The 21,734-nt window shown below is 63.3% G+C and carries 15 protein-coding genes; 6 read left to right on the top strand and 9 right to left on the bottom strand.

Annotation, left to right across the window (positions count from 1 at the left end; all coding sequences use genetic code 11):
• The first annotated feature begins 88 nt into the window (after positions 1–88).
• A complete protein-coding gene (locus tag GCN75_RS10845; RefSeq protein WP_034786156.1) occupies positions 89–718 on the top strand; it encodes a trimeric intracellular cation channel family protein in 630 nt (209 codons plus the stop codon).
• 25 nt (positions 719–743) lie between these two features.
• Here the strand turns inward: GCN75_RS10845 and GCN75_RS10840 are convergent, their stop codons facing one another.
• Both GCN75_RS10840 and GCN75_RS10835 read right to left on the bottom strand, forming a co-directional pair.
• Positions 744–1,082 (bottom strand): P-II family nitrogen regulator, encoded by a 339-nt coding sequence (locus GCN75_RS10840; RefSeq protein WP_034758685.1) that lies wholly within the window; start codon positions 1,080–1,082, stop codon positions 744–746.
• Between the two features lie 41 nt (positions 1,083–1,123).
• Positions 1,124–2,740 (bottom strand): NAD+ synthase, encoded by a 1,617-nt coding sequence (locus tag GCN75_RS10835; protein WP_152282541.1) that lies wholly within the window; start codon positions 2,738–2,740, stop codon positions 1,124–1,126.
• A 102-nt stretch (positions 2,741–2,842) separates the two neighbouring features.
• On the opposite strand from GCN75_RS10835, the gene GCN75_RS10830 reads away from it, so the two are divergent.
• Positions 2,843–4,000, top strand: coding sequence for a GNAT family N-acetyltransferase (locus GCN75_RS10830; RefSeq protein ID WP_152282640.1), 1,158 nt, complete (start codon positions 2,843–2,845; stop codon positions 3,998–4,000).
• 56 nt (positions 4,001–4,056) lie between these two features.
• Here the strand turns inward: GCN75_RS10830 and GCN75_RS10825 are convergent, their stop codons facing one another.
• Positions 4,057–4,617: an HdeD family acid-resistance protein gene (locus tag GCN75_RS10825; protein ID WP_152282540.1), complete on the bottom strand. Its 561-nt coding sequence runs from the start codon at positions 4,615–4,617 to the stop codon at positions 4,057–4,059.
• 215 nt (positions 4,618–4,832) lie between these two features.
• Positions 4,833–5,381 carry an inorganic diphosphatase gene (gene ppa, locus GCN75_RS10820; protein WP_071324543.1) on the bottom strand — a complete coding sequence of 183 codons (549 nt, stop codon included), beginning with the start codon at positions 5,379–5,381 and terminating at the stop codon, positions 4,833–4,835.
• Positions 5,382–6,040: 659 nt separating this feature from the next.
• Here ppa and GCN75_RS10815 point away from each other — a divergent pair.
• On the top strand, positions 6,041–8,467 hold the full coding sequence (locus tag GCN75_RS10815; RefSeq protein ID WP_193317456.1) for a membrane-bound PQQ-dependent dehydrogenase, glucose/quinate/shikimate family: 2,427 nt from the start codon (positions 6,041–6,043) through the stop codon (positions 8,465–8,467).
• 109 nt (positions 8,468–8,576) lie between these two features.
• On the opposite strand, the gene GCN75_RS10810 is transcribed toward GCN75_RS10815, so the two are convergent.
• Genes GCN75_RS10810 through hemC form a run of 4 tightly spaced genes read right to left on the bottom strand, consistent with a single transcriptional unit; the run spans position 8,577 to position 12,708 of the window.
• Positions 8,577–9,773, bottom strand: a complete 1,197-nt coding sequence (locus tag GCN75_RS10810; protein ID WP_152282538.1) for a heme biosynthesis protein HemY — start codon at positions 9,771–9,773, stop codon at positions 8,577–8,579.
• A gap of 4 nt (positions 9,774–9,777) precedes the next feature.
• Positions 9,778–10,932 carry a uroporphyrinogen-III C-methyltransferase gene (locus tag GCN75_RS10805; RefSeq protein WP_152282537.1) on the bottom strand — a complete coding sequence of 385 codons (1,155 nt, stop codon included), beginning with the start codon at positions 10,930–10,932 and terminating at the stop codon, positions 9,778–9,780.
• Positions 10,929–11,711, bottom strand: a complete 783-nt coding sequence (locus GCN75_RS10800) for a uroporphyrinogen-III synthase (protein ID WP_152282536.1) — start codon at positions 11,709–11,711, stop codon at positions 10,929–10,931. The genes GCN75_RS10805 and GCN75_RS10800 overlap by 4 nt, the downstream gene beginning before the upstream one ends.
• Positions 11,704–12,708 carry a hydroxymethylbilane synthase gene (hemC, locus tag GCN75_RS10795; RefSeq protein ID WP_152282535.1) on the bottom strand — a complete coding sequence of 335 codons (1,005 nt, stop codon included), beginning with the start codon at positions 12,706–12,708 and terminating at the stop codon, positions 11,704–11,706. The genes GCN75_RS10800 and hemC overlap by 8 nt, the downstream gene beginning before the upstream one ends.
• A 243-nt stretch (positions 12,709–12,951) precedes the next feature.
• Here hemC and ppc point away from each other — a divergent pair, with 243 nt between their 5' ends.
• The 3 genes from ppc (at position 12,952) to GCN75_RS10780 (ending at position 18,956) form a co-directional block, all read left to right on the top strand.
• On the top strand, positions 12,952–15,792 hold the full coding sequence (gene ppc, locus GCN75_RS10790; protein WP_152282534.1) for a phosphoenolpyruvate carboxylase: 2,841 nt from the start codon (positions 12,952–12,954) through the stop codon (positions 15,790–15,792).
• A 175-nt stretch (positions 15,793–15,967) separates the two neighbouring features.
• Positions 15,968–17,761 (top strand): PAS domain-containing sensor histidine kinase, encoded by a 1,794-nt coding sequence (locus tag GCN75_RS10785; RefSeq protein WP_193317455.1) that lies wholly within the window; start codon positions 15,968–15,970, stop codon positions 17,759–17,761.
• A gap of 55 nt (positions 17,762–17,816) precedes the next feature.
• The gene (locus GCN75_RS10780; protein WP_152282532.1) at positions 17,817–18,956 is read left to right on the top strand and encodes an HAF repeat-containing protein; all 1,140 of its coding nucleotides are present in this window, start codon (positions 17,817–17,819) and stop codon (positions 18,954–18,956) included.
• Positions 18,957–19,022: 66 nt separating this feature from the next.
• Here GCN75_RS10780 and rpoD read toward each other — a convergent pair whose 3' ends face one another.
• Entirely contained in the window at positions 19,023–21,566 is a 2,544-nt protein-coding gene (gene rpoD / locus GCN75_RS10775; RefSeq protein WP_152282531.1) for an RNA polymerase sigma factor RpoD, read from the bottom strand.
• Positions 21,567–21,734 lie beyond the last annotated feature (168 nt).

Here is a 21,734-nt window from a genome sequence, read left to right as displayed (position 1 = left end):
TCCGCACCGCACACGGCCCCGTTTGTCACCATTCGGGGCCGTGTCATGTTAACCTGTGACAATTATTTCCTGCTCAAGCGCTCCACCCATGATGCCACCCCAATTGCCGCCTGGCTCGCTGATCAAGATCATTGAGGTCATCGCCATCCTGGTGGGCGCGTTTTCCGGCTTCATCGAAGCGCGCCGCAAGCGCATGGACCTGGTCGGCGTGTTCGTCGTGGCCTTCATCACGGCATTCGGCGGCGGCACCCTGCGCGACATCCTGCTCGACAAGCGGCCTCTGTTCTGGGTTTCGCACCAGGAATACGCCATTCTCATCTTCGTGCTGGCCCTGACGGCCGCTCCCCTGATCCAGCATTTGCGCCAGATCGTCTCGGAACGCCTGATCGTCATTGCCGACGCCATCGGCCTGGGCATGTTTGCCATCGCGGGGGTGGCTGAAGCGATGCGTGCCGGCATGCCGATCTTTATTGCCTCGATGATGGGGGTGATTACGGGGATTTTCGGCGGCGTGATGCGCGACATCGTCTGCAACGAAGTGCCGATGGTGTTTCGTGACGGCAAACCCTACGCCATCTGCGCGTTTTTCGGCTGCTGGGCTTATTTGCTGCAGATGCATTTCGGCGCCGAGCACGACTTCGCGCTGTGGACCAGCGCCAGCGGCATCACGATCTTGCGCCTGATTTGCTGGAAATTCGACATGCGGCTGGGGCGCTGAAAGTCAGCGGCCCCAGCTGAAACACTTACACCGCGTCGGGGCCGGTCTCGCCCGTGCGGATGCGGATGACCTGCTCCACGTCGCGCACGAAGATCTTGCCATCGCCGATCTTGCCCGTGCGGGCAGCCTTGATGATGGCGTCGACCACCAGTTCCGACACGCTGTCGTCCACCACCACTTCGACTTTAACTTTCGGCAAGAAGTCGACCACGTACTCGGCGCCACGGTACAGCTCGGTATGGCCCTTCTGGCGGCCAAAGCCCTTCACTTCCGTCACGGTCAAGCCCGTCACGTTCACATCGGCCAAAGCCTCGCGTACTTCGTCGAGCTTGAATGGTTTGATGATGGCGGTAATCTGTTTCATGGCTACTCCTTAAAATTGTTGGATTGTGGACAGATGGCTGCTTATTCGTAAAACTTCGACGTGATGGGGTAACGCCAGTCGCGGCCAAAGCCACGGTGCGTGACGCGGATGCCCACCGGCGACTGGCGCCGCTTGTATTCATTGATCTTGATCAGGCGCGTGATTTTCGCCACGTCGGCCGGCGGGTAGCCAGCCTCGATAATGTCGGCGATCGGCCGGTTTTCTTCCATGTACAGCTGCATGATGCCGTCGAGCACGTCATACGGCGGCAAGGAATCCTGGTCCAGCTGGTCGGCGCGCAATTCGGCCGACGGTCCCCGCGTCAAGATGCGCTCGGGTATCACCTCCGACACCCCGTTGCGGTACGCGCACAGGCGGTACACGAGGGTCTTGGCGATATCCTTGATGACGGCAAAGCCGCCTGCCATGTCGCCGTACAGGGTGCAATAGCCGACGGCCATCTCGCTCTTGTTGCCCGTCGTCAGCACGATGCTGCCATGCTTGTTCGACAGGGCCATCAGCAAGGTGCCGCGGATGCGGGCCTGGATGTTTTCTTCCGTCGCGTCTTCCGCCAGCCCCGCGAACTCGCCGGCCAGGGTGGCGCGGAAAGCGTCGAAGGTTTGCTTGATCGGAATTTCATCGTAGCGCACATTGAGGCGTTTTACCATGTCGCGCGAGTCGATCCACGAGATATCGGCCGTAAATTGCGACGGCATCATGACGGCGCGCACCTTGTCGGCGCCCAGCGCATCGACGGCGATGGCCAAGGTCAGGGCGGAATCGACGCCGCCCGACATGCCGATCAGCACGCCGGGGAAGCCGTTCTTGCCGATGTAGTCGCGCACGCCCAGCACCAGCGCCTGGTACACCTGCGCTTCCGTCGTCAGCGGCGCAGCCAGCGCCTGCGGCACGGGCGTGGCGCCGTCGAACTCGACCAGTTGCAAGTCTTCCTCGAAATGGCGCAGCTGGGCGCAGATCGTGCCGGCCGCATCCATGACAAACGAGTCGCCATCGAAGATCAGCTCATCCTGGCCACCCACCAGGTTGGCGTACACGAGCGCCATGCCTTGCGCGCTGACGTTCTGGCGCATGGTTTCATAGCGCAAATGCTGCTTGTTCATATGGTAGGGCGAGCCATTCGGCACCAGCAGCACTTGCGCGCCAGCGGCGCGGGCGCGCATGGGCGCATGCTCGAACCACGTGTCTTCGCAGATATTGATGCCGAAACGCACGCCCTTCACGCCAAACACGAACGCCTGGTCGGACGAGGTAAAGTAACGTTTTTCATCGAACACGGTCGTGTTCGGCAAATCGTGCTTGCGGTAGGTGCCCAGCACTTCGCCGTTCAGCAGCACGGAGGCGGCATTGTGGCGCACGCCCTTTTCATCTTGCAGGGGCAAGCCCACCACCACGTGCAAATCCTTGAACTGGGCAAGATCGGCGGCCAGCCCCGCAAACGCTTCCTGCGTTTTTGCGTAGAATGCATTGCGCAGCAGCAGGTCCTCGGGTGGATAGCCGACCAGCGACAGTTCCGGCGTGAGCACGATATCGGCGCCCGCTTCAAAGGCGCGGCGGGAAAGGTCGAAGATCTTGGCACGGTTGCCGGCCAGATCGCCGACCGTACTATTCATTTGAGCAATTGCGACTTTGACTGTCATGATGGTGGAAATTTCGTTTTATTAATTTTATTAAACAAGAACAAGACAGGGGCGCGCAGGCCGGTGGTGGCGCCCCGAGAGTGATGAATGCACACTACAACAATGAATTATCGCACGGCTATCGTCTCGACCCTGGCTGAAATTGGCGAAGCGGCCTGGTCTGAACTGCTGGCAAGCCAGGCGGAGGCCAAGGCGGAGGTCAATCCCTTCCTTTCCTACGCCTTTCTGCACGCGCTGCACGAGTCCGGCTGCGCCAGCGCCGACACGGGCTGGCAACCGAATTACCTGGCACTGTGGCAAGGCGAGACCCTGGCCGCCGCCCTGCCCCTGTACCTGAAGCAGCACTCGTATGGCGAATACGTGTTCGACTGGGCCTGGGCCGATGCCTATCAGCAGCATGGCCTTGAATATTACCCGAAACTATTGTCCGCGATACCATTTACGCCCGTCAGCGGCACGCGCTTGCTGGCCCGCAATGGCCAGGCGCGCGCCGCCCTGCTGGCCTTCCTGCAGGCGCAACAGCAAGCGGCCGAGGTGTCGTCCTGCCACATCCTGTTCCCGCCGGAAAGCGAGGCGCGCCAGCTGGCGGAAGCCGGCTATTTGATGCGTAGTGGCGTGCAGTTTCACTGGCTCAATCCCGGCTACACGGATTTCGAGCAATTCCTGGCCACCCTGGAACACAAGAAGCGCAAGAATATCCGTGCCGAGCGGCGCAAGGTGCAGGAAGCGGGCGTCGTCATGCGCCAGGTGCGCGGGGTGGAGGCGACGGATGCCGACTGGAAGCTGTTCCACCGCTGCTACAGCAATACCTATGCGGAACACCGGTCCTCGCCCTATCTGTCGCTGGACTTCTTCCGCCGCATCGGCGCCACCATGCCGCAGAACATTTTACTGGTGATCGCCGAGCGCGAAGGCCGGGCCATTGCCGCCTCGCTCGTGATCCACACGGACGACACCCTGTATGGCCGCTACTGGGGCGCGCTCGAGCACGTGCCCTGCCTGCATTTCGAGACGGCGTATTACCAGCCGCTGGAGTTTTGCATCGCCAACGGCATCGCCACCTTCGAAGGGGGCGCGCAAGGAGAGCACAAGATGGCGCGGGGCTTCCTGCCGCAAAAGACCTGGTCCGCCCACTGGCTGGCGCACCCGGCCTTTGCCGACGCCGTGCAGCGCTTCCTCGAACGGGAACGGGGCGGCATCGATGCCTACCTCGATGAATTGAACGAGCACAGCCCGTTTCGCGCCGCAACGGCGCCCTGAAAGCAAAAGCGCTCCCGGCCGGCTGGCGGGGAGCGCTCGCGGACACGCAAGCGGGATCAGGCGGCCGAGCGGCCGGAATGGCTGCCGAAGGCGCCGTCCTTTTTCAGCTTGTACGCGCGCCACGCCAAGGTCAGCAGCAAGATACCCGTCAGCAAGGCATACACGCCGATCATCCACACGAGGGCAAACGTGCCGGCCGCGGGGAAGACGAGGATCAGGATGCCGAACAGGATGGAAATGACGGCATTGAGCACCAGCAGCCATTCACCATGGATGACCTTGCGCAAACGGATCGCCAGCACGATATCGAACACGCCCGACACGAGGGCATTGACGCCGATCATGACGATCAAGGCAAACGTCGTCAGCAGCGGGTAGACGATGGTCAGGATACCGACGGCCAGGCCGCAGATGCCCAGCAGCAGCAAGGCCCACCAGTCGCCGCCATGCTTGCGGTTGCTGAACGCGCCGACGACGGACACGCCGCCGCCGAGCAGCGCATACGCGGCAAACACCATCAGCAGCGACAACACCGTCACGCCGGGCCAGGCCAGGGTGATCGCGCCAAAGGCGAGCGCCGCCAGGCCACGCAGGGCCAGCACCCACCAGGAACGCATCAATAAATGCTCAGAATACATATCACCTCCCCTTAATTATTGCGAAATTGAATTTTTGACAACAAATTAGACGCACTCAAACAGCTTCAGCCATCGGAAGCCTGATGTTGTCGGCAAAAAAAAAAACGCCTCCGGCCATCATAGCAGGGGGCGTTTTTTACTCGCACACGGCAGGAAACGGGCGGCAAGCCGCCGTGTTCCGCGCGGGGGATTACTTAGGAAGCGGCTTTCTCAGCATCTGCCTTGTAGGCGGCGACGCCGCCGAGGATTTCTTCCTTGGCGACTTCAGGACCATACCAGCCGTCGATCTTGACCCATTTGCCTTTTTCCAGATCTTTGTAGTGCTCGAAGAAATGCTGGATCTGGCGCAGGCGCAGTTCGTTCAAGTCTTCCGGCTTTTGCCAGTGGCTGTAGATCGACAGGACCTTGTCGACTGGCACGGCCAGCACTTTCGCGTCTTCGCCCGACTCGTCGGTCATTTTCAGCACGCCGATAGGACGGCAGCGCACGACCACGCCAGGGATCAGCGGGAACGGGGTGATGACCAGCACGTCGACCGGGTCGCCATCGGGCGACAGGGTGTTCGGCACGTAGCCGTAGTTGCACGGGTAATGCATGGCGGTACCCATGAAGCGATCGACGAAGATCGCGCCGCTTTCCTTGTCGACTTCGTACTTGATCGGATCGGCGTTCATCGGGATTTCGATGACGACGTTGAAATCGTTCGGCAGATCGCGGCCGGAAGAGACGTTATTCAAACTCATGGGGTTCCTCATTAGCGGATTGTGTTTTAACCGCGCAATTATAGCGAAGTACAGGCAGCTTGTGCGATGCAGCAGCGGCCCGCCGGCGTTTTGCGCATCACGCCAGCAACAGTGCCATGGACCATAGCCCAACGCGCGCAGCCTGCCGCCCATTTGCCTTTCCCGGCCGCCGCGCCTGCCTGGCGAGAGAATAAACAAGGCACAGGAAATAATAAGCATAAACACCTAAGCAATACTACGCATACATCTTAATTAATACGGAAAACCCCTGCATATTTCCATTTGAATATTCCCGCTCGATAAACGTGGTTATTATAATTGGCATTGCATTTTTTGCAGCCACTTATAACAACAGATTTATTATGGCCCGCTCCGCAATCCACTCCCATTATTGCGCCACTCTCCAAACATCGCCGCCCCGCCTGCCTTCCAGCCCCGCAAGCCCCTGATCCAGCATAATATTTGCGCTTATTTGAAGCATTTATTTGATTCAAATGGCGTGCCTGCCAAAAAATGGCACGACCGGAAGATAATCATCAATTCTGATAAACTGTCACATTCTGGTGATTCCAAACTTTGTATATTCTGCAATCGACGCCTTCCCTGAATTCAATATGGCGCCACCCAGGCGCCACCGATAAATCCTTGCAAAAAGGAATATGATGATTCCCTCTTTCCGGCCCGGTCCTTTATTAAAGGTCACCGGCGTTATTTTCATTCTGCTTGGCCTCGCCCTGCTGGGCGGCGGCATCTGGCTGGCCAGTCTTGGCGGCTCCTGGTACTACTTGCTGGCCGGCATCGGCATGCTCGTGGCCGGCGTATTGGTGTTCCAGGGCAAGCGCAGCGCGCAACCGTTCATGGCGCTGCTGCTGTTCGCCACCCTGGTCTGGTCCCTCATTGAAGTGAAATTCGACTGGTGGCAATTGCTGCCGCGCCTCGACATCTGGTTTGCCGCCGCCGTCTGGCTGCTGCTGCCCTTCGTCAGCCGCCGCCTGGCGCCACCCGCCGCAGCGAAACAGCCGTCGGCCGGCAAGACGGCCCTGTCCGCCGCGGTGGCCCTGACCGTCATCGCCGGCGTCATCGCCCTGTTCCAGGACTACCATGACCTGCATGGCGACGTGCCGGCCGAGAACATGGCCGCCACGGCCACCGGCGACCTGGCGCCCGGCGTCGAGCACAACGACTGGTCCGCCTATGGCCGCTCCGGCTATGGCGACCGCTACGCGCCTGCCGCGCAGATCACGCCCGCCAATATTTCCGGCCTGAAAGAGGCCTGGACCTACCACACGGGCGACTTCAAGGGCCCCAACGACCCGGGCGAAATCGCCAATGAAGTCACGCCGCTGAAGGTCAACGACATGCTGTACCTGTGCACGCCGCACAATATCGTCATCGCCCTGAACCCGGACACGGGCAAGGAGCTCTGGCGCCACGATCCGAAGATCAACCGCGATGCGGCCAGCTACCAGCACATGATCTGCCGCGGTGTCGCCTACTGGGACGTCAACGCGGGCCGCGCGAAGAACAACCCTGCCCCCGAGGCCGCCAGCATGGAATGCCCGCGCCGCATCCTGGCACCCACCATGGATGGCACCATGATCGCCGTCAACGCCGATACGGGCGAGTCGTGCAAGAGCTTTGGCAACAACGGCGTCGTCAACCTGTATAAAAACATGGCCATGATCAAGCGCGGTTTCCTGATGCCCACCTCGCCGCCGGCCGTGGCGCAAAACGTGGCCGTGATCGCCGCCAGCGTGACGGACAACCACTCGACGGAAGAGCCTTCGGGCGTGATCCGCGGCTACGATCCCGTCACGGGCAAGCTGCTGTGGAACTGGGACCCGGCCACGCCGGAAGATACGCAGCCCTTCCCTGAAGGCAAGAACTACACCAACAACTCGCCCAATTCGTGGGGCGTGGCCAGCATCGATGAAAAGCTGGGCATGGTCTACATTCCGATGGGCAATGAAACCCCCGATACCTGGGGCGGTAACCGCAACAAGAATGGCGAGAAATTCAACAGCGCCATCGTCGCGCTGGACCTGGCGACGGGCAAGGTGCGCTGGGTCTACCAGACCGTGCACCACGATATCTGGGACATGGACATCGGCGGCCAGCCCAGCCTGGTCGACATCGACACGCCAAAAGGCAAGGTACCGTCCGTGGTGGCCACGACAAAACGGGGCGACATCTACGTGATCGACCGCCGCGACGGCAGCCTGGTGGTGCCGGCGCCGGAAAAACCCGTGCCAACGAGCAATCCTGCCGCTGGCGACACCCTGTCGCCCACGCAGCCGTTCTCGGCCCTCACCTTCCTGCCTGAGCGCAATATCAGCGAAGCGGACATGTGGGGCACGACGCCGTTCGACCAGCTCGCCTGCCGCATCATCTTCAAGGAACGCCGCTATGAAGGCCCGTTCACGCCGCAAACGGCGGGCAAGGGCGCCGTCATCTCGCCGGGCCCGCTGGGCATCTTCGAATGGGGCGGCGCAGCCATCGACCCCGTGCGCCAGTTGTTGATCGTCAACCCTGACTACATGGGCTTCCTGGAAAAACTCGTGCCGCGCGCGGAAACGACGGCCAAGGGCGGTACGGGCGGCGAAATGGGCTTGCAGCCGCAGACGGGCGTACCGTTCGCCGTGGAAATCAAGGCATTCTTGTCGCCGCTGGGCTTCCCATGCCAGGCACCGCCGTGGGGCTATGTGGCCGCCGTCGACCTGCGCACCATGAAAAAAGTGTGGATGCACAAGAACGGCACCACGCGCGACAGCGGTCCCGTGCCGATCCCCTTGCCGCTGGGCGTGCCCAGCCTGGGCGGCATGGTCACCACGGGTGGCGGCGTGACCTTCCTCAGCAGCACGCTCGACTACTACATCCGCGGCTACGACGTCAGCAACGGCAAGGTGATCTGGAAAGCCCGCTTGCCGGCAGGCGGCCAGGCTACGCCGATGAGCTATGTGTCGAACAAGTCGGGACGCCAGTTCGTCGTCGTCATGGCCGGCGGCCACGGTTCGCTGGGCACGAAGATGAGCGACACCCTGATCGCGTATGCCTTGCCGGAAGGTACTGCCGCAGCGAAGAAGTAAGCCAGAAGAAGTAAAGCAGCGCACGCCGCCATGGCGTGCGCATAAAAAAAGCCGTTCAGTCTGCACTGAACGGCTTTTTTACGTCTGGCGAATTGGCTGATAAAACGGCTTACAGGATGGTGGCCAGCGCGCACTGCCGGTAATGGGCGGCGGCCTGTTCCGTCTGCTGCAAGGCATCGTGCATCTGCGCCAGCTTCAGGTGGGCGTCGCGCACCATTTGCGGCTCGTTCGCGTCGGACAGCGCCTGTTCCAGGTGGCGCTGGGCCTTGCCCCACAGCTTTTGCTTGAGGCACAAGGTGCCCAGGGTCAGCGCCAGTTCCGCATCCAGCGGACGCTGCTTCATCCATTGCTCGCAATGTTCGATCTGCAGCAGCAGGGCCGGCGTGCCGGCTGGCGCCGCCGCTTCGCGGTAAGCGCGCACGACGCGCTCGTCCCAGTCGGCGGCCAGCGACTCTTCGCACACGAGGCGCGCTTCGTCGTGCAGGCCGCGCGCATTCAGGGCCGTGGCGGCGCGGCAGGCGATATACGGCTTGACCCTGTCCGCGCTGGGCACGGTGGACCAGACGCGCATCAGCGATTCGGCGTCATGCGACGGGTCGGACAGCAAATGGTCGTAGGCCAGCTCGCGCAGGCGCGACGACAGGGCCGGATGCAGGGCGCGGTGCTTGTCCAGCGAGCGCACGAGACGCAGCACTTCCGGCCAGTTCTTCGCCTGCTGCTCGGCCTTGAGCGACCATTGCAGCGCGTGGATGTGGCGCGTGCCGCTGGCGTTGAGTTCGCGCACGGCGGCCAGCGCCGCTTCCGGCTGGTGGTCGTCGACCAGCAATTCCGTCACCGTCATCAACCGGGCCGTCTTCAGGCTGGCGTCGTCCTCGACGCGGGCCAGCCAGCTGTCGCGGCGTTCGGACTGGCGCATGCGATGCGCGGCGCGCGCGCCGATCAGCGCGGCCAGGCCCGCATTTTCTTCCAGTTCGGCGGCGCGCAAGGCGGCTTTTTCCGCATGGCCGAAACGCCCTTCGAACAGGGCTTTCAAGGCTTCGCGCAAGCCCTTGTTGCCATCGCGCTCACGCTTGCGCCGGCGGTAGGCCGCCACTTGCGCCGGCATGCGCACGGTGGCGCGCACGGCGCGCACCAGCAGGTACAGCAGCACGAACAGCACGACCTGCATCAACAGGAAGAAGTTCAGCGACAGGTCGATGCGGTATGGCGGATAGAACAGCACCACGTTGCCGGGGTTGAAACGGGCCGTCACGGCGATACCGATCGCCGCGGCCATCAGGGCGAGTAACCAGAGAAATAGACGCATGGGCTCAGGACTTCGCTTTGTAGTTGCGCACAGCCGTCAGGCTGTCGGACAAGGTTGGCATTTCGATGGCCAGGTTGCTGGCCTGCACCTGGCGCAGCAGCGCTTGCGCCGTCTGCGTGCTCTTGGCGCGCGTATCGAAATACTTGGCCAGCGCATCCTGGGCAGCGATCAAGTCGTTGCGGAACGCCGTTTCATTACGCGACAACAAGGCCATGCGGGCATTGAGCAGGCGCAGCTTGACGTTTTCGCGCAAGAAATACGATTGCGTCGGCGACAGCATCAGCGCTTCCGGCGTATCGACGCGGCGGATGCGGATCAATTGACGCACATCGCTCCACATGTCGCCGCTCCACGTATTGAAGCCGTCGCGTACTCTTTGCAGCAGCGGTTCCGGCTCCGGCGGTCCCACCAGCTTGCCGCTAGCATCGCGCGCCGGCTTGGCCTTGGCCTTGCCCGGTTTTTCCGGTGCGGCCGGCAAGGCCGGCGTTTCATCGGACAGCATCGGCAGCGAGTCGATCTGGGCGATCACGGCATCGAGGCGCAGGGCCACGCCCGTCGAATCGACGCTGGGCAGGGCCTTGAGTTTTTCCATGTCGCGGCCGATGGCGCGGCGGATGGTGATGAATTGCGGCTTGTCGGAGCGCGACAGGCTGCGGTCCGCGTTTTGCAGGGCGATCAGCGCGCCGGGCACGTTGCCGGCCAGTTGCAGCTGCTGGCTGGCCGTCGACAGCACTTGCTCGATTTCCGTCAGCGCCCACTCGTCGCGGTTCTTCGACAGGTCGTTATACAGTTGCTCAAGCGCCAGCTGCTGGCTTTGCGTTTCGCTCTGGCGGTTTTCCAGCGCGCCCACCTTGATTTGCAGCTCTTTCGTGCCTTCTTGCACGTTGCGCGCCAGCACGCCCGTTTCGGCATTGCTGACATCGCCTTTTTGCAGGCGCTTGGCCACTTCTTCGCGCAGGTTGCGGATCTGCTTGCTGGTCGACCAGCTTTGCGCAGCCAGCAGCACGGCCAGCACGATGACGGCAATGCTCATGGGCTTTTGCAGCTGTTCGAGCAGGGTCGGCGCACGGCCAGCGGGTTGGTCGGCCGCCTGCGGCGCCGTCTTCACGGCGCTGCCAGGCGTTGCATTCGGTTCGGAGAGTGTAGGCATTTCGTTCATGGTCGTGATTGTAACGCGGCGAGCACTCCTGCGTCGCCTGATCCTGTCAGGGTGACACGGGCAAAACCCAAGGCCGCCGCCGTTTGTGCAATGCGGGCGTGCGGCACGATCAGATGCTGCTGTTGCATTTTCGCAACAGCTATCTTTTTGCCATCCAATTCCTCGAGCAGCGCCAGCAAGCCGCGCAGCGCTTCCGAGCTGGTGATGATCCAGTCGTTATTATGCTGCAACAGGTTTTCCAGGGTCGCCCGCAAGGCGGGGGTCAGCCTCGGCACCTTGCGCCGGTAGGCGGTGACGAACTCGACACTGGCACCGGCCGCGCGCAAGCCGTCGGCCAGGTAATCGCGTCCGCCATCGCCGCGCACGATCAGCACGCGCTTGCCGTGCAGGGCCGGCAAGTCCAGCGCCAATAACAGGTGTTCGGAATCGCTGCGCGCCGTATCCAGCGGACTCGTGATGGCCGCATTCGCGTCCGTGACGCCGTGGGCGGCCAGCGCCAGACGGCTGCCCTCGCCCACCACGGCCAGCGGCAGGCCGGCCGGCCAGGCGGGCAGGTGGGCAAAGACGCAGTCGATGGCGTTGGGCGAAACGAACGCCACCAGGTCATAGTCGCGCAGGCGGGCCAGCACGGCTTGCAGCTGCGCGCACTCGTCTGCGCCGTCAAGCGCGTGAATTTCCAGCAGCGGCAGCAGGGTCACGGGCCAGCCCAGCGCCGCGATCCGGGCCGCCAGCGGCCCCGCTTGCGCCGCGGGCCGCGTGATCACCACGGTGTCAGGCATGCGGCGCCAGGCCTTCATGGTTGTCGGGCGTCACGGCACACGAGGCGAGGATGCCGGCGGCATCTTGCCCGCGCAGCAGTTCGGCCACCTGTTCGCCCAGCAGTTCCGGCGCATCGGCCGCACCGCTGACATCGGCGCTGGCCATGCGCGCGCCGTCCGGCGTGGCGACCATGGCGCGCAGGCGCATCTGTTCGCCGTCGACGGTGGCGAACGCGGCCAGGGGAATCTGGCAGCTGCCGCCGAAGATCTTCGACACCTTGCGCTCGGCCGTGACGGCGTGCGCCGTGGCCGTATGGTTCAGCGGCGCCAGCAGGCGCGTCAGGTCGGCGCCGTCGGCGCGTGCGCCGCGGATCTCGATCGCCATGGCGCCCTGGCCGGCGGCCGGCAGGCTGTCTTCCGGCGCCAGCACGGCGCGGATGCGCGACGCCAGGCCCAGGCGTTTCAGGCCGGCGGCGGCCAGGATGATGGCCGCGTAGTCGCCACGGTCCAGCTTGCCCAAGCGCGTGTCGAGGTTGCCGCGCAGGGGCAGAATCGTCAGGTGCGGATAGCGCGCGGCGATCAGCGACTGGCGGCGCAGGCTGCTGGTGCCCACGACGGCGCCGTGCGGCAACTCGGCCAGGCTGGCGTAATCGTTGGACACGAACGCATCGCGCGGGTCTTCGCGCTCGAGGATGGCGGCCAGGGCAAAGCCTTCCGGCAACTCCATCGGCACGTCTTTCAGCGAATGCACGGCCAGGTCGGCGCGGCCTTCTTCCATCGCCACTTCCAGCTCCTTGACGAACAGGCCCTTGCCGCCTACCTTGGACAGGGCGCGGTCGAGAATCTGGTCGCCGCGTGTGGTCATGCCGAGAATTTCAACGCTACACTGCGGATACAGGGCGGCCAGGCGGGCGCGCACGTGTTCAGCTTGCCACATGGCAAGGCGGCTCTCGCGCGTGGCGATCACCAGGCGGGCAGGAATATGCAATTCGTTCGGGGTCAATTCGGATGCTTTCAAAACAAGTTCTTTCGCTGTGGCTGTCGTTGTCATTATCGTTGCCATTTCGCCCGTCTGATATCAATTTTGTATCGGATGGCGCCTGGCGTCGCTATAATCGTTATCGCTTAGCCTAGAAGGCCAAGTCAGGCTAGCGTCCATGTTGAAGACCACAAATTTTATCATGCGCCCCCTCCCCTCTGCGGCCAAACGCCCGGTGCGATCCTCATTCCCTTGCTTTTACACTTACTTTGGTTCTTTATTATGCTCAATGACGCAGTAGCACCAGAAATAGTTCCAGCGGCCGGCTCCGACAAGGACGCCCCACTGAAAGAAGACATCCGCCTGCTGGGCCGCCTGCTGGGCGACGTGCTGCGCGAACAGGAAGGCGACGCCGTCTTCAATGTGGTGGAAACCATACGCCAGACCTCCGTGCGCTTCCGCCGCGAAGCGGACGCGGGCGCCGCGCTGGAACTCGACGCCATGCTCAAGGAACTGAGCCGCGAACAGACGATTTCCGTCGTGCGCGCCTTTTCCTATTTTTCGCACCTGGCCAATATCGCGGAAGACCAGCACCACATCCGCCGCCGCCGCGCCCACCTGCTGGCCGGCTCGCCCGCGCAAAAGGGCAGCGTCAGCTTCGCGCTGAAAAAACTGCGCCTGGCCGGCGTGCCCCGCAAGACGGTCGACACCTTCTTCCAGGACGCGCTGATCGCTCCCGTGCTGACGGCCCACCCGACGGAAGTGCAGCGCAAGAGCATCCTCGACGCCGAACACGACATCGCCCGCCTGCTGGCCGAGCGCGACCTGCCGCAGACGCCGAAGGAACGGCAAGCCAATATGCAGCTGCTGCGCTCGCGCGTGGCCACCCTGTGGCAGACGCGCATGCTGCGCTACTCGAAGCTGACGGTGGCCGACGAGATCGAAAACGCCCTGTCCTATTACCGCATCACCTTCTTGCGCGAGCTGCCGGGCCTGTATGACGATATCGAGGACGATATCGCCGCCGAATACCCGAACGGCGACGGCACCATCGAACCGATCAATGCCGCCTACGTGCAGATGGGCAGCTGGATCGGCGGCGACCGCGACGGCAATCCCAACGTCAATGCGGGCACCATGCAGCATGCGCTGGCGCGCCACGCCACCACCATCCTCGATTTCTACCTCGACGAAGTGCACACTCTGGGCGCGGAACTGTCCGTCTCGACCCTGATGGTGGGCGTGAGCGCCGAACTGCAGGCGCTGGCCGACCAGTCGCCGGACGCTTCGCCCCACCGCAGCGACGAACCGTACCGCCGCGCCCTGATCGGCATCTATGCGCGCCTGGCCGCCACCGCGCGCGCCCTGGGCGCCACCAACATCCTGCGCAAGGAAGTGGGCGCGGCGGCCGCCTATCCTGACGCGGCCGCGTTCGTGGCCGACCTGCGCACCATCGTCGCCTCGCTCGAATCGCACCACGGCGCCGCCCTCGTGCGCCCCCGCCTGGCCACGCTGGCGCGCGCGGCCGACATCTTCGGCTTCCACCTGGCCTCGCTGGACATGCGCCAGACGTCCGACGTGCACGAGCGCGTGCTGGCCGACCTGTTCGCCAAAAGCGGCGTGGCCGCCGACTACACGGCCCTGTCCGAGGCGGACAAGGAAGCGCTGCTGCTGAGCGAACTGGCCCAGCCCCGCCTGCTGTACTCGCCCTACATCAGCTACGCCACGGAAACGGATTCCGAACTGGCCATCCTGCGCGCGGCGCGCGACATCCGCCAGCGCTACGGCGCGCGGGCCATCCGCAACTACATCATCTCGCACACGGAAACCGTGTCCGACCTGCTGGAAGTGCTGCTGCTGCAAAAGGAAACGGGCTTGCTGCGCACGGACTGGCAGACTGGCGACAGCCGCTGCGAGCTGATGGTCATCCCCCTGTTCGAAACGATACCGGACCTGCAGCGCGCGGCCGGCATCATGAGCCAGCTCATGGCCTTGCCGCTGGTCCAGCAATTGATCGCCAAGCAGGGACAGCTGCAGGAAGTCATGCTCGGCTATTCCGATTCGAACAAGGATGGCGGCTTCCTCACGTCGAACTGGGAACTGTACAAGGCGGAACTGGCGCTGGTCGCGGACTTCCAGAAGGCGGGCGTCAAGCTGCGCCTGTTCCATGGCCGCGGCGGCACCGTGGGCCGCGGCGGCGGACCCAGCTACGAAGCCATCCTGGCCCAGCCGCCGGGCACCGTCAACGGCCAGATCCGCCTGACGGAACAGGGCGAGATCATCGCCTCGAAGTTTTCCAATGCGGAAATCGGCCGGCGCAACCTGGAATTGCTGGTCGCGGCCACCCTGGAAGCGAGCCTGGCGCCGCAGGCGGCCAGCCCGGCCCATGCCAGCGAGCTGGCGCAGTTCGAAGCCGTGATGGCGCAGCTGTCGGACCTGGCCTACCACGCTTACCGCCACCTCGTGTACGAGACGCCGGGCTTTACGGAGTATTTCTTCTCGGCCACGCCGATCGCGGAAATCGCCGAGCTGAACCTCGGTTCGCGCCCCGCTTCGCGCAAGGCCAACCAGCGCATCGAAGACTTGCGCGCCATTCCCTGGGGCTTTTCCTGGGGCCAGTGCCGCTTGCTGCTGCCGGGCTGGTTCGGCTTCGGCAGCGCCATCGAGGCCTGGATCAACGAGGCGGAAGGCGGCACGAAAGATGAAAAGATCGCCACCCTGCGCGCCATGTACGCGCGCTGGCCATTCTTTGCCACGCTGCTGTCGAACATGGACATGGTGCTGGCCAAGACGGACCTGGCCATTGCCTCGCGCTACGCGGAACTGGTGGCGGACCAGGGCTTGCGCGAACGCATCTACAAGCGCATCACTGACGAGCACGGCAACACCTTGCGCTGCCTGGAACTGATCACCGGCAATACGGAGCGCCTGGCGGGCAATCCGCTGCTGGCCCGCTCGATCCAGAACCGCTTTGCCTATCTCGACCCGCTGAACCACTTGCAGGTGGAATTGATCAAGCGCAACCGCGCCCTGTCGGCGGAAAGCCGGATCGACGAGCGCGTGCACCGCGGCATCCAGCTGTCGATCAACGGCGTGGCCGCAGGCCTGCGCAACACGGGCTGATCGCGCCGACGGCCATCGGCAAGCAGGGGCCGGCACCGCAAGGGCCGGCCTTTTTGCTTTCCTGTTGGAAAAATATTCTCAAGAAAACAACATCTGGTATTACACTAGCGTCGGATACTTCCCCACTCCGGCCCCCTGCGCACCGCAGCGGCCAACCATGACGCCAGGGACGCGGATGAGCAAATGGTCAATTGAAACGCTGAGCGCGGCATGCGCCGCCCTCGTCCTGATCATGCTGGGCTGGCTGGCGGGCGTAGCCTGGTCGGAGCTCGGTTTCTGGGAGCACGCCGGGCTGGCCCTGCTGCTGCTGGCTGCCGCCAGCACGGCCCTGTGGCTGATGCACAAGCTGCGCACCCACCTGGCCAGCACGCGCCAGCAGCTCGACGCCAGCGCCATGCGCTACCGCGACCTGGCCGAGACGGCCCAGGACGGCATGTGGCAGACGGATGCGCAAGGCACGATCTTGCAGATCAACCAGCGGCTGTGCGACATGCTGGGCCTCCCGCCGGAAGCCTTGCTGGGCCACTCGATGGATGAATTCCACGATGAAGCCACCTTGCAGCGCCTGTGTCCGCTACGCCGCGCGGCCGAGCAAAGCTGCATGGGCGAACTGCATTTCCAGCACAGCGACGGCACGGACCGCTGGGCCATGCTCAGCGGGCGGCGCCTGCACGACCGCCAGGGACGCCTGACGGGCGCGCTCGTGCTGATCAGCGACATCACCGAACACAAGCGGGCCGAACACGCATTGAGCCTGGCCCATGCGGAGCTGGAAAACCGCGTGGCCCTGCGCACGGCCCAGCTGCTCGACCTGAATATCCAGCTGTCCGCGGAAATCGCCATGCGCGCGCAAACGGAAGCGGCGCTGGCCCGCAGCGAAGAGCGGCTGCAGGACATCATTTCCATGATGCCCCTGTCGCTGTTCCTCAAGGATGCCGATTCGCGCGTCGTGCTGATGAACCAGGCTTGCGAACAGCAATGGGGCGTCCGCCAGCAAGACATCGCCGAAGGACGCGACGTCCAGCATTTTCCCGAGGAACAGACCAAAGACTTTCAGGCGGCGGACCAGGAAGCGTTTGCCAGCCGCCAGGTGGTGATCCGCGAAGAACTGGTATGGAACGCGCAGCTGCAGGAAAATCGCTTGCTGCAGACGCACAAGAAACCCGTGTTCGACGCGGACGGCCAGCCGCAGATGATCATCGCCATGGCCATCGACATCACCGACAGCAAGCGCAACGAGGAAAACCTGGAACGCACCCTGGCCCAGCTGCGCGAACTGACCGACCACCAGCAGACCATCAAGGAAGAGGAAAGGCGCCGCATCGCGCTCGACATCCACGACGACCTGGGCCAGAACCTGATGGTGCTGCGCATCGATGTGTCGCTGCTGCATGCGCGCACGGCCCGCACCCACCCGCGCCTGCACCGCCACGCGCAGCGCGTGCTCGACACCATCGACACCACCATCCGTTCCGTGCGCACCATCATCAACGACTTGCACCCGAGCACCCTGGAACTGGGACTGGGCCCGGCAGCCGAATGGCTGATACGCCAGATGGAGAACCGCGGTCCCATCCGCTACCGCCTCACGCTCGACAGCGAGGCGCCCGACCTGGGCCTGGACCAGCGCCAGACGTCGGCCATCTTCCGCGTCCTGCAGGAATCGCTGTCGAACATCGTGCGCCACGCCCAGGCCAGCGAAGTGGAAGTGGCGCTGGCGCAGGATGCAGACGCCATCGTGCTGCGCATCAGCGACAACGGCATCGGCATGCAGCCGGGCGACCACGGCAAGCGGGCCGCCTTCGGCCTGAAAAGCATACGCGAACGAGTCCACGCACTGGGCGGCGAGCTGCGCATCGACAGCCAGGCGGGCCGGGGCACGGCGCTGGCCATCTATCTGCCGCAGCAGGCTGCCGCGCCGGCCGACAATGATGAAATACAAAAATTAGTAAAAACAGTAGCAAATTAAGTATGCATTTTCAGCATAAAAAAGTATAGTGGGTTTTTTCTTTGAGGAAACTAACATGCTGCCACGGTTCTCCTGCTTCCGCACCCCATTGCTCGGCCTGCTCCTGCTGGCCGCCGTTCCCGGCGCCAGCGCCGCCATCTATGCCGAACGCGGCTTTGGCGAAAGGGATGGCAATGGCAGCATCGCATCCGACCTCAATCCCGCTGGCCTGGTGGCCGGCGTCATCCTGGAGGAAGAAGGACGGCGCCGCGCCGTGACGTATCAGCATGGCCGCATCCGCGAGCTGGGCACCTTGGGCGGCAATGAAGGTTTCACCAAGGCCATCAATACCCATGGCGTGGTGGTGGGTTCCGCGCAGACGGCCAGCGGCGCCTGGCATGCCTTCCGCTTTGAGGATGCGGGCGGCATGCGCGACCTGGGCACCCTGGGCGGCACCAGCAGCTATGCCACGGCCATCACGCGCGACGGCACGATCGCCGGCTATGCCGATACGAGCGGCGGCGACTTCCACGCCTTCGTCACGAAAGCCGATCACAGCCTGCAAGACCTGGGCACCCTGGGCGGCGCCAGCAGCTATGCCAGCGGTCTGAACACGCATGGCGTGGTGGTGGGCACGGCGCAGCGCAGCGACGGCTTCCGCCGCGCCTTCGTCTACCGGCCCGGCACGGGCATGCAGGAAATCGGCACCCTGCCCGGCGGACGCATCAGCTCGGCCACCGCCATCAATGACGCGGGCCTGATCGTGGGTGCGTCGGAAACGGAGAAACGCCGCTGGCACGCATTTGCCTGGGACGGCAAGCGCATGCTCGACCTGGGCGCCCTGATCGGCCAGGGCGACAGCTACGCCACGGCCGTCAACGCGGCCGGACACGTGGTCGGCAGCGTCAACATCAACGGCTATGAGCCGATGACTTTTGTCTACAAGGAAGGCGTGATGACGGTGCGCCGCCGCGACGACGGCCTGTATCTGACCAACAAGATCACGGATGCGGGCCTGGTGGTGGGCGCCATCTACACGGGGCACAAGTTCCAGGCCTTCGCCGTGCCGTCGCAGGCGGCTCCCGCGCCGCACCGCAGCAACCCGCTGGACTGGCTGGTCATCACCTTCCTCATCTCCGCCAGCGGCGTGCTGCTGTACAAGCTGCAGCGCCGCCACCGCGCGGGCCTGGCGGGCCAGCGCATGCACTTCCTGTAAGGCCGCGCGCGGCACGAGCGTAAAAAAAGGAGGCCCGCGCCTCCTTTTTTATTGCCTGTTGACTACTTAATTTTGAGTCAAGAAGGTTTTCAGCTTGTCCGAACGCGAAGGCTGGCGCAGCTTGCTCATGGCTTTCGCTTCGATCTGGCGGATACGCTCGCGCGTCACGTCGAACTGCTTGCCCACTTCTTCCAGCGTGTGGTCGTTCGACATTTCCACGCCATAACGCATACGCAGCACTTTCGCTTCGCGCGGCGTCAGGGAGTCCAGCACTTCCTTGATCACGTTGCGCATCGACGCGTGCAGCGCGGCGTCCAGCGGCGCCAGGGTGGTGTTGTCTTCGATGAAGTCGCCCAGTTGCGAATCGCCATCTTCGCCCATCGGCGTTTCCATGGAAATCGGCTCTTTCGCGATCTTCATGATTTCGCGCACCTTGTTCTCCGGCATTTCCATCTTGACGGCCAGGGTCGCCAGGTCCGGCTCGCTGCCCGTTTCCTGCATGATCTGGCGCGAGATGCGGTTCATCTTGTTGATCGTTTCGATCATGTGCACGGGCACGCGGATGGTGCGGGCCATGTCGGCGATCGACCGCGTGATGGCCTGGCGGATCCACCAGGTGGCGTAGGTCGAGAACTTGTAGCCGCGGCGGTATTCGAACTTGTCGACGGCCTTCAGCAAGCCGATGTTGCCTTCCTGGATCAGGTCGAGGAATTGCAAGCCGCGGTTGATGTATTTCTTGGCGATCGAAATGACCAGGCGCAAGTTGGCGACCGTCATTTCGCGTTTCGCGTGACGGGCGCGCTTTTCGCCGGCAGCCATCTGCTTGTTGATCTTGCGCAAGTCCGCCAGCGGCAGGGCCACGCGCGCTTGCAGGTCGATCATCTTCTTTTGCAGTTCCTTGACGGCAGGCACGTTGCGGCTGAGGATGGCGCTGTACGGGTACTTGCAGTCGACTTCGCGGTCGACCCATTCCAGGTCGCATTCATTGCCCGGGAATACCTTGATGAAGTGGGCGCGCGGCATGCCGCATTTGTTCACGCACAATTCCAGCACGGCGCGCTCGATGTGGCGCACTTCTTCCATCTGGCCGCGCAGGGTGTCGCACAGCTTTTCCACGACCTTGGCCGTGAAGCGGATGCCCAGCAATTCCTGCGAAATGGCTTCCTGCGCCTTGACGTAGGCTTTCGAGTTGTAACCCTCGGGCGCCTTGCGCATCTTGTCGTACTGCGTGGAAATGACGTTGAATTTCTCCAACGCATTCTTTTTCAGCTGGGCCAATTGCTCGCTGGAGAAACCGGCCGCGCCGCCATTGGCGTCGCCGTCTTCTTCCTCGGCTTCCTCTTCCTCTTCCTCGTCGTCGCCGCTGGCGGCGACAGGCGCGGCGGCAGCAGGTGCCGGAGCATTGCTTTCGTTCAAATCGACAAAGCCGTCGACCACTTCATCGACCTTGATTTCGTCGCGCGCGATTTTTTGCGACAGGGCAACGATTTCGCCGATCGTGGTGGGGCAGGCGGAAATCGCCTGGATCATGTCCTTCAGGCCGCCTTCGATGCGCTTGGCGATCTCGATCTCGCCTTCGCGCGTCAGCAGCGCCACGGCGCCCATTTCACGCATGTACATGCGCACAGGGTCGGTGGTGCGGCCGAAGTCGGAATCGACCGTCGACAGGGCGGTCGCGGCAGCCGCTTCCACTTCATCGTCGCTGGTGACGGTGGCGACGTTGTCGGTCAACAACAGGCTTTCCGCGTCAGGGGCGCGCTCGTAGACGGCGATGCCCATGTCGTTGAACGTGGCGATGATGCCTTCGATGGCTTCCGGATCGATGATGTTTTCTGGCAATTGGTCATTGATCTCGGCATAGGTGAGGAAACCGCGTTCCTTGCCCATGTTGATCAAGCCCGTGATCTGCTTGCGACGGCGTTCCAGGTCCGCTGCCGATGCTTCCGGATCTCCCAGCGCGTCCGCCAGGCCGCCCTTGGCCTTGCGGTCGCGCGCTTTCGACACGGCCTTCAGTTCGGCGCGCTCGACGGCGTTCAGTGCTGCCACTTCATCGTTTTCCGGCGTGAATTCGCTGGGCTTGCGGCCGCGGCGGCCCGGAACCTTGACGGTCGGCAAGAAGTAATTCGAAGTATCGATGGCGGCCAGGGCATCGGCGTCCGTGGTCTTGCTGACCACTTGCGCACCGGTAATGATGGTCACGGGCGCCGCTTCGGGCTTGGCGCGCACGACTTTCGAACGGGCTGCCGTCACCACTTTGTTCGTGGCGGCGCTTTCGCTGACCTTGCGCGGCGCAGGCGCTGCCTTGGCGCTTGGCGCCACCTTGACGCTCGGCGTCTTGGCGGGCGCCGCTTCTACGGCTTCGGCAGCCTCGGCCACGGGCGCGGCAACCGCTGCTTCCGCTACCGTTTCGGCGGGCGGCACGGCAGCCAGGCGCGAGCGGCTTTTCTTGACGACGGTGACAACGGTAGGCGCCGTCGTGACGGTGGCTTCCGGATTCGCTTGCGCATTATCGATGAAGTAAGATAAAGTCGTTTTTGGTACGGCAAGCGGTGCCGCGGCTGGGCGTGGCGCCTTGGCGGACAACGTTAAAGTTTTTGGCGTATTCTTCATGAGATATCTCTTAATGCGAGACCAGATGGTGTCGGCGCGAAGTGAATGATTCCACCTAAGCCTGCGAAACCGGACTCGATGGAGCGTATTGTTGCGGCTGCCGTTAACGGCAGCGGCGCCTGTCTATCGGGACGTTCAAAGCCCGCGCATCCAGCGGCGGCGGGGCCG

Origin of the sequence: Janthinobacterium violaceinigrum, from assembly GCF_009208555.1 — a bacterium.
Classification (GTDB): domain Bacteria; phylum Pseudomonadota; class Gammaproteobacteria; order Burkholderiales; family Burkholderiaceae_D; genus Janthinobacterium; species Janthinobacterium violaceinigrum.
The sequence above is the reverse complement of the archived record's forward strand: the minus strand, read 5'-3'. Positions and strand labels throughout refer to the sequence as shown.